The 7731-nt window shown below is 54.7% G+C and carries 7 protein-coding genes; 5 read left to right on the forward strand and 2 right to left on the reverse strand.

Annotation, left to right across the window (positions count from 1 at the left end; all coding sequences use genetic code 11):
- The first annotated feature begins 6 nt into the window (after positions 1 to 6).
- The 5 genes from rbsA to rbsR all read left to right on the forward strand — a co-directional run bounded on the left by rbsA (position 7) and on the right by rbsR (position 5392).
- A complete protein-coding gene (gene rbsA, locus A936_RS11160; RefSeq protein ID WP_008457774.1) occupies positions 7 to 1521 on the forward strand; it encodes a ribose ABC transporter ATP-binding protein RbsA in 1515 nt (504 codons plus the stop codon).
- Complete coding sequence (rbsC, locus tag A936_RS11165) at positions 1518 to 2483, forward strand: ribose ABC transporter permease (protein ID WP_008457775.1); 966 nt, start codon at positions 1518 to 1520, stop codon at positions 2481 to 2483. Before rbsA ends, rbsC begins: the two co-directional genes overlap by 4 nt.
- 27 nt (positions 2484 to 2510) lie before the next feature.
- Positions 2511 to 3398 (forward strand): ribose ABC transporter substrate-binding protein RbsB, encoded by an 888-nt coding sequence (gene rbsB / locus A936_RS11170; RefSeq protein ID WP_008457776.1) that lies wholly within the window; start codon positions 2511 to 2513, stop codon positions 3396 to 3398.
- Positions 3399 to 3466: 68 nt separating this feature from the next.
- Positions 3467 to 4396: a ribokinase gene (gene rbsK / locus A936_RS11175; RefSeq protein WP_008457777.1), complete on the forward strand. Its 930-nt coding sequence runs from the start codon at positions 3467 to 3469 to the stop codon at positions 4394 to 4396.
- Positions 4397 to 4399: 3 nt separating this feature from the next.
- Positions 4400 to 5392 (forward strand): ribose operon transcriptional repressor RbsR, encoded by a 993-nt coding sequence (gene rbsR / locus A936_RS11180; protein ID WP_008457778.1) that lies wholly within the window; start codon positions 4400 to 4402, stop codon positions 5390 to 5392.
- Here the strand turns inward: rbsR and mdtD are convergent.
- Together mdtD and A936_RS11190 are read right to left on the reverse strand one after the other, a co-directional pair.
- Positions 5389 to 6783: a multidrug transporter subunit MdtD gene (gene mdtD / locus A936_RS11185; RefSeq protein ID WP_008457779.1), complete on the reverse strand. Its 1395-nt coding sequence runs from the start codon at positions 6781 to 6783 to the stop codon at positions 5389 to 5391. The two genes, rbsR and mdtD, sit on opposite strands and share 4 nt — an antisense overlap.
- A gap of 30 nt (positions 6784 to 6813) precedes the next feature.
- Entirely contained in the window at positions 6814 to 7512 is a 699-nt protein-coding gene (locus A936_RS11190; RefSeq protein ID WP_008457780.1) for a FadR/GntR family transcriptional regulator, read from the reverse strand.
- Positions 7513 to 7731: the final 219 nt, after the last annotated feature.

Below are 7731 nucleotides of genomic sequence, written 5' to 3' on the forward strand. Positions count from 1 at the left end.
GTCAGCATGGAACCCTTACTGCAACTTAAAGGGATCGATAAATCGTTCCCAGGGGTGAAAGCCCTGTCTGGCGCGGCGTTGAACGTTTACCCGGGCCGCGCAATGGCGCTGGTGGGTGAGAACGGCGCCGGCAAATCCACGATGATGAAAGTCCTGACCGGGATCTACACCAAAGATGCCGGTTCGCTGCTGTGGCTGGGAAAAGAAACTGCCTTTAGCGGGCCAAAAGCGTCTCAGGAAGCCGGTATCGGGATTATCCACCAGGAACTCAACCTGATCCCGCAGCTCAGCATTGCGGAGAACATCTTCCTTGGCCGCGAGTTTGTCGGGCATTTTGGCAACATTGACTGGAAGAAGATGTACCGTGAAGCCGACAAGCTGCTGGCGAAGCTGAATTTACGCTACACCAGCGAGCGTCTGGTGGGCGAGCTGTCGATTGGCGATCAGCAAATGGTTGAGATTGCCAAGGTGCTGAGCTTTGAGTCCAAAGTCATCATCATGGATGAACCGACCGATGCGCTGACCGACACGGAAACCGAGTCGCTGTTCCGCGTTATCCGTGAGCTGAAGGCTCAGGGCTGCGGCATCGTTTATATCTCCCACCGCATGAAAGAGATTTTTGAGGTGTGCGACGACGTGACAGTGCTGCGTGACGGGCAGTTTATTGCCGAGCGCGAAGTCTCCACGCTTACCGAAGATACCCTGATCGAAATGATGGTTGGCCGCAAGCTGGAAGATCAGTATCCGCATCTGGACAAACAGCCCGGCGATATTCGCCTGCGGGTCGATAACTTATCTGGCCCCGGCGTGAAGGCGGTTTCTTTCACGCTGCGTAAAGGCGAAATCCTCGGCGTTGCCGGGCTGATGGGTGCCGGGCGTACCGAATTGATGAAAGTGCTTTATGGCGCGCTGCCGAGAAGCGGTGGCTATGTGGCGCTGGATGGCCGTGAAGTAGTGACTCGTTCTCCGCAGGATGGGTTGGCTAATGGCATCGTTTATATCTCTGAAGACCGCAAGCGTGATGGGCTGGTTCTGGGGATGTCGGTGAAGGAGAACATGTCGTTGACCGCGCTGCGTTATTTCAGTCGCGGGGCTGGCAGCCTGAAACATAAAGATGAGCAGCAGGCGGTGCAGGATTTTATTCGCCTGTTCAACGTTAAAACGCCTTCCATGGAACAGCCAATTGGCCTGCTGTCCGGCGGTAACCAACAGAAAGTTGCCATCGCGCGTGGCCTGATGACCCGTCCGAAAGTGCTGATCCTCGACGAGCCAACTCGTGGCGTCGACGTTGGGGCGAAAAAAGAAATTTATCAGTTAATTAACCAGTTTAAAGCCGAAGGGTTGAGCATCATCCTTGTGTCGTCCGAGATGCCGGAAGTGCTGGGCATGAGCGACCGCATTATGGTTATTCACGAAGGGCGACTGAGCGGGGAGTTCTCCCGTGAAGAAGCCACCCAGGAGGCGCTGATGGCCGCGGCCGTTGGTAAGCTTAATCGAGTGAATCAGGAGTTAGATAAATGAGTACCCAGACCGTGTCCACCCGTCGCTGGTTCACCAAAGCGTGGCTGATGGAGCAAAAATCGCTGATCGCTCTGCTGGTGCTGATTGCGATTGTCTCGGCCCTGAGCCCGAACTTCTTTACCGTGAATAACCTGTTCAACATCCTGCAGCAAACGTCGGTGAACGCCATTATGGCGGTGGGGATGACGCTGGTCATTCTGACCTCCGGGATCGACCTGTCCGTCGGTTCTCTTCTGGCGTTGACCGGGGCGGTGGCGGCCTCGATTGTGGGCTTTGAGGTCAATGCGCTGGTGGCCGTTGCCGCTGCGCTGGCTCTTGGGGCTGCCATTGGTGCCGTAACGGGTGTGATTGTAGCGAAAGGGCGGGTTCAGGCCTTTATTGCCACCCTGGTGATGATGCTGCTGCTGCGCGGGGTGACGCTGGTTTACACCAACGGCAGCCCGATGAATACCGGCTTCTCGGACAATGCTGATCTGTTTGGCTGGTTCGGTATTGGCCGCCCGCTGGGGATCCCAACGCCGGTCTGGATCATGGCGATTGTCTTCCTGGCCGCGTGGTACATGTTGCACCATACTCGCCTGGGGCGTTACATCTATGCGCTCGGCGGCAACGAAGCGGCAACGCGCCTGTCAGGCATTAGCGTCAACAAAGTGAAAATCATCGTCTACTCTCTGTGTGGTCTGCTGGCGTCGCTGGCCGGGATCATCGAAGTAGCACGTCTTTCCTCTGCGCAGCCAACGGCGGGTGCGGGATATGAACTGGATGCTATTGCGGCGGTTGTGCTGGGCGGTACCAGCCTGGCGGGCGGCAAAGGCCGGATTGTCGGCACGCTGATCGGGGCATTGATCCTCGGCTTCCTGAACAACGGTCTGAATTTATTAGGTGTTTCTTCTTATTACCAGATGATCGTCAAAGCGGTGGTAATTTTGCTGGCGGTGCTGGTGGACAATAAAAAGCAGTAAAACCATAACCCTACAGGACATCTGACTATGAACATGAAAAAACTGGCTACCCTGGTTTCCGCTGTCGCCCTGAGCGCCACCGTAAGCGCAAACGCCATGGCAAAAGACACCATCGCGCTGGTAGTGTCTACCCTGAATAACCCGTTCTTCGTGTCGCTGAAAGATGGCGCGCAGAAAGAAGCCGACAAGCTGGGCTACAACCTGGTGGTGCTGGATTCACAAAACAACCCGGCAAAAGAGCTGGCCAACGTGCAGGACTTAACGGTTCGCGGCACCAAATTAATGCTGATTAACCCAACGGATTCCGACGCGGTGGGCAATGCCGTTAAGATGGCAAACCAGGCTAAAATCCCGGTGATCACTCTCGACCGTATGGCAAACCAGGGGACCGTGGTGAGCCACATTGCTTCTGATAACGTTGCTGGCGGCAAAATGGCCGGTGATTACATCGCTAAGAAACTGGGCGACGGCGCGAAAGTCATTGAACTGCAGGGTATTGCTGGTGCTTCCGCAGCCCGTGAACGTGGTGAAGGTTTCAAACAGGCTGTTGCGGCACATAAATTTGACGTGCTGGCCAGCCAGCCAGCTGACTTCGATCGTACTAAAGGTCTGAACGTTATGCAGAACCTGCTGACTGCACACCCTAACGTTCAGGCTGTTTTTGCTCAGAACGACGAAATGGCACTGGGTGCCCTGCGTGCGCTGCAAACCGCGGGTAAATCTGATGTGCTGGTCGTCGGTTTCGATGGTACGGCTGACGGCGTGAAAGCGGTTGAAGGCGGCAAACTGGGCGCGACAGTGGCTCAGATGGCTGACCAGATCGGCGTTATCGGTGTGGAAACCGCTGATAAAGTGCTGAAAGGCGAGAAAGTGGATGCGAAAATCCCGGTTGATTTGAAACTGATCACCAAATAAGAATTAAAGAAAAGCAGGGCAACGCGCCGCTCAGGCATGAGCAGCGCACTCAAACTGGATATTAAGATATGAAAAGCACAGGCAAACTCGTCGTTCTTGGCAGCATCAATGCTGACCATATCCTCAACCTCGAACATTTCCCAACGCCGGGTGAAACCGTCACCGGGCAGGGGTATCAGGTGGCGTTCGGCGGTAAAGGTGCGAACCAGGCCGTTGCGGCAGGGCGCAGTGGAGCAGACATTGCGTTTATTGCCTGTGTGGGCGATGACGATACCGGTGGCCGCGTTTGTAAGCAGCTTGCCAGTGATAATATTGATACTTCGCCAATCAGTACCATTAAAGATGAAGCGACCGGCGTGGCACTGATTTTTGTCAACGGCGCAGGTGAAAACGTGATCGGCATTCACGCCGGCGCGAATGCCGCTTTGACTCCCGAACTGGTGGCAGCGCAACAGCAGAAAATTGCTGATGCTTCGGCGTTATTAATGCAGCTGGAATCCCCGCTTGAGAGCGTTCTGGCTGCAGCGAAAATTGCCCATCAGCACCAGACCAAAGTGATTCTGAATCCGGCCCCGGCCTGTGAGCTCTCTGATGAGCTTCTGTCTCTGTTAGATATGATCACTCCGAACGAAACGGAAGCAGAAAAGCTGACCGGCGTACGCGTTGAGAACGATGCAGATGCCGCCAAAGCTGCAGAAGTGCTGCACGGTAAAGGTATCGACACGGTGATTATCACGCTAGGTAGCCGTGGCGTATGGCTAAGCGAAAAAGGTCACGGCAAACGAGTGCCGGGCTTTAAGGTAAAAGCTGTCGATACTATTGCCGCTGGCGACACTTTTAACGGTGCGCTGGTGACTGCATTGCTGGAAGATAAGCCGATGGAAGATGCCGTGCGATTTGCTCACGCTGCCGCCGCAATTGCCGTGACGCGAAAAGGCGCTCAGCCTTCCGTGCCGTGGCGCAAGGAAATAGATGAGTTCCTGCAGCAGCAGAGGTAAGCCATGGCTACCATGAAAGACGTCGCCCGCCTGGCGGGCGTTTCTACTTCTACCGTTTCCCACGTCATTAATAACGATCGCTTTGTTAGCGATGCCATTCGTCAGAAGGTTGAGGCCGCGGTAAAAACGCTGAACTATGCGCCTTCTGCGTTGGCTCGCAGCCTCAAGCTGAATCAAACGCATACCATCGGTATGCTGATCACCGCGAGTAGCAACCCCTTCTATTCCGAGCTGGTTCGAGGCGTGGAGCGCAGCTGCTTTGAGCGCGGCTACAGCCTGGTGCTGTGTAACACCGAAGGCGATGAGCACCGCATGAACCGAAATCTGGAAACGCTGCTGCAAAAGCGCGTCGATGGATTACTGTTGTTGTGCACCGAAACGCATCAGCCTTCGCCTGAAATCATCAACCGCTACCCGACTATCCCGACAGTAATGATGGACTGGGCTCCGTTTGAGGGGCAGAGCGATGTGATTCAGGATAACTCGCTGCTCGGCGGAGAAATGGCGACACAGCACCTGATCGACAATGGCTATACCCGTATTGCCTGCATCGCCGGGCCGCAGGACAAAACGCCTGCCAGACTGCGCCTTGAAGGCTACCGCAAAGCTATGGCTCAGGCCGGACTGGCTATTCATCCGGGCTATGAAATTATTGGCGACTTCGAGTTTCAGGGCGGGTTTAGCGCCATGAGCGAACTGCTTACCCTGGCGGACAGGCCGGACGCTGTATTCATGGGGAATGACGCTATGGCCGTTGGGGCCTACCATGCTTTATATCAGGCTGGTCTTAGCATTCCGCAGGATATGGCGGTGATTGGCTACGATGATATTGAGCTTGCACGCTACATGACGCCGCCGCTGACGACGATTCACCAGCCCAAAGATGAGCTAGGCGAATTGGCCGTGGATGTGCTGATCCACCGGATGGGGCAACCAGACCTGGCGCAGCAACGGCTACTGCTGACGCCAGAGCTGGTGGAGCGAAGCTCCGTTTAAGGTTTGTGACGTTCTTTTATTAAGTTGCGCCCGTCTTTGGAGCGCAGTAGCAAAAATACCGCCGATGAGACCAGCGTTATCGCGCCCATCGTCAACAGGGTGTAGTGGAATTGCTCGATGGTATTGACGCTGTCTATGCCTTCCCATGCTCTAAGCACCGCGGCACTAACGGCAACCCCAAGGCTAATTGAAAGCTGCTGAGTTACGGCCAGCACGCTGTTGCCGCTGCTGGCGTTTTCATCCGTCAGGTCCGCAAGGGTGATGGTGTTCATGGCCGTAAACTGCGTCGACATTGCCATCCCTAATATAAAGAGGGGCAGGATCAGCAGCCAGACTTCCATGCCCGGTGACTGCAGCGAGAACTGGGCAATCAGCAGGCCGATGACCAAAGTGATCCCGACCAGCGTTTTACGATAGCCCAGCCAGCGCAGCACCTGCGTGACGGTCGATTTAGCCAGTAGCGAACCGACCGCCGTAGGTGCCATCATGCAGCCAGCCAATAATGCTGAATAGCCAAACCCCACCTGCAGCATAAGCGGCATTAAAAAAGGTACGCAACCGGTGCCGAGGCGTGAGGCTATATTGCCGACTATGCCAACGGAGAAGGTACGCGTCTTAAAGAGAGGCAGGGGAATAAGCGGCGTTGGAACGCGGCGGGCATGCCAGACATAAGTCAGCAGCAGTAAAATCCCGCCCAGAATCACTAACATGCCTATATAGCTGGCGACAATCCGCTCGCCAAACAGCTCAACCCCGCTGGATATCAGCACCAGGCCCGCGCCAAATAGCAAGAAGCCGCTCATATCAAACCCGCGCTTCGGCGTGGTGAAGTTGGGCATGTACTTGCGGGCATACAGCAGGCCCAGAATGCCAATCGGAATATTGATTAAAAATATCCAGTGCCAGCTTGCCCAGGTGACCAGAACGCCGCCGAGCAGTGGGCCGATAATGGGGCCGACCAGACCGGGCATGGTGACAAAGTTAAGTACAGGCAACAGCTCGCTGCGTGGGTAAGCCCGAAGTAATGCCAGACGGGCAACCGGCATCATCATCGCGCCGCCAATTCCCTGAATCACGCGAAAGATGACCAGCTCGGTTAAAGACCCAGACATGGCGCAGGCAAAAGAGCCGAGAGTGAACAGGCTAACGGCCAGCATAAATACGCGGCGTGTGCCGAAGCGGTCCGCTAACCAACCGCTTACCGGGATAAGCATGGCGACGGTTAAGGTGTAGCTAATAATGGCAGCCTGCATGGCCAGCGGGGAGCGATTCAGGCTATGGGCTATTGCCGGTAGCGCGGTGTTAAGGATGGTGGCATCCAAAGCCTGCATAAAGAAAGCCATTGCGGCTATCCAAGGCAGGCCGGCCATGCTGCGTGCTGTTTTCGTCATTATTATCCTGAAGGTTATGTGCGCTTTAGACTACCGATGAGTGACGGGTTCCTTTAATAGCGCCAGGCAGGCGTTAAAAGCGGCCTGTCCCTCTCCCTTAGCAATGGCATCCACAATCGCCTGATGCAAATCGAGCTTAATGACTTCGTTATCGGTAATCGCGGTGAAGTAATTGTAATAAATCGATCTGAATAAGTTCGCGAAAGATGTCATGAAAGGGTTACCACTCATTTCATAGATGAGTTCGTGGTAGGCCATATCCACTTCAATCCACCGCTGACGGTCAAAGGCCGTCTGCAGTTCTGTCATTTGCGCCATCAGTTGAGTAAGCCTGGTTCGCTGCTGCTCATTACTATTAATAGCGGCTAATGCGCAGGCCTGTGGCTCCAGGCTATTACGCATAATCAAAAACTCTTCTACTACATGGCTGAAGTTATCTTTGGTCATCCACCAGGCTATCAGTTCTTTATCAAGGAAGTTCCAGTGGCTGCGGGGCATGACGCGAGTGCCAATCCTTGGGCGAGGCAACAGCATGCCTTTAGCGGCTAGCGTCTTGACGGCTTCACGAACGGCAGTCCGGCTGACGCCAAAGAGATCACCCAGTTCCATCTCGCCCGGAAGAATGCTGCCTGCCGCATATTCACCCTTGAGAATTCGCTGGGCAATTTTCTCTGCCAGCACATAAGAAAGGTTTTTTTGGGCAGCGAGTTGTTGAGTGGATAAAGACATGACGCAATTCCTTTAGCTGTATTTCTTACCCTAGTATGCCACCGGCGGTGATTTTGCGGTGATTTATGCAGCAAATATCCCGGATTCGCTGGCTTTCTGCGCGCCATTGGTGAAAAAGAATGCGGTCAGAAAGTTTTTTCAAATTAGGGGTTGTCAGGCTCTGAGAACTCCCTATAATGCGCCTCCACTGACACGGCGAAGCGGCTTCGAAAGCGGCTT

Origin of the sequence: Enterobacter sp. Ag1 (assembly GCA_000277545.1) — a bacterium.
Taxonomy (GTDB): Bacteria; Pseudomonadota; Gammaproteobacteria; order Enterobacterales; family Enterobacteriaceae; genus Cedecea.